Below are 716 nucleotides of genomic sequence, written 5' to 3' on the forward strand. Positions count from 1 at the left end.
GGCAACGCCGATGGCGCGCAGCCGGTTCATGCTGGCGCCCTCGGCGCCTGCGGCTGCGAGCTCGCCGAAGAACGGCATCAAGGTTTCGGCGCTCAGGCACAACAGGGTGGCGTCCATGTCGCGATGCGCGCCGTTGTCGACGTGGCTGACGAGCCCAGGCTTCGGATGGGTCTCGACCTCGAGCTTCAGGCAAAGCGAAGCAAGATGGCCGATCTGCTCCGCATGCAGCGCGTGTTGCGGCAGCGATTGCCATTTCAGCGCGGCGTTCATGACGTGGCCCCCGAAAGGAATGCAGCGCGTGTCGCGCTGTGAACGCCGGCGGGGCTTTTCACTAGGACTTCGTCGGTATCAGTGCCGGTCAGCTCGCGCCACTGCACGCCGCCCGCGCTGCCGACGATCTCCCCGTCCAGCCGCATCGGCGCCTGCCTGGCGATCCGCGCGATGTCAGACGGCAGGGTTTGGGCCTGCGCGGCCGAGGCCAGCGGCCAGAGCAGATCGAGGTCGGAATCCTTCGAAAGATAGGGAAGCCCGGTGAGATGCTGCCAGGCCAGACTGCCATAGGTGCGGGTCTCCGGCAGAAGCCGGAGCAGTTTTTCGATCGTCTCGCCCCAGGCCGCTGGCGCCGCTGCTGCGGCGTCGGCCAGCAACGGAGGTGGGGCGGATGCGACGATATCGGCAGCCGTGAGCGAGACCGCAATGCGCCGTTTGCCGTGGCT

General features: G+C 67.5%; 2 protein-coding genes. Both read right to left on the reverse strand.

Annotated elements, in window-relative coordinates; translation table 11 throughout:
- Window positions 1-270: triphosphoribosyl-dephospho-CoA synthase (locus MOV75_RS40630; RefSeq protein ID WP_247008479.1), on the reverse strand; the 270-nt coding region annotated here is incomplete at its 3' end.
- Window positions 267-716: malonate decarboxylase holo-[acyl-carrier-protein] synthase (gene mdcG, locus MOV75_RS40635; protein ID WP_247008481.1), on the reverse strand; the 450-nt coding region annotated here is incomplete at its 5' end. The genes MOV75_RS40630 and mdcG, both read right to left, overlap by 4 nt.

Source organism: Bradyrhizobium sp. PRIMUS42, assembly GCF_023006515.1.
Taxonomy (GTDB): domain Bacteria; phylum Pseudomonadota; class Alphaproteobacteria; order Rhizobiales; family Xanthobacteraceae; genus Bradyrhizobium.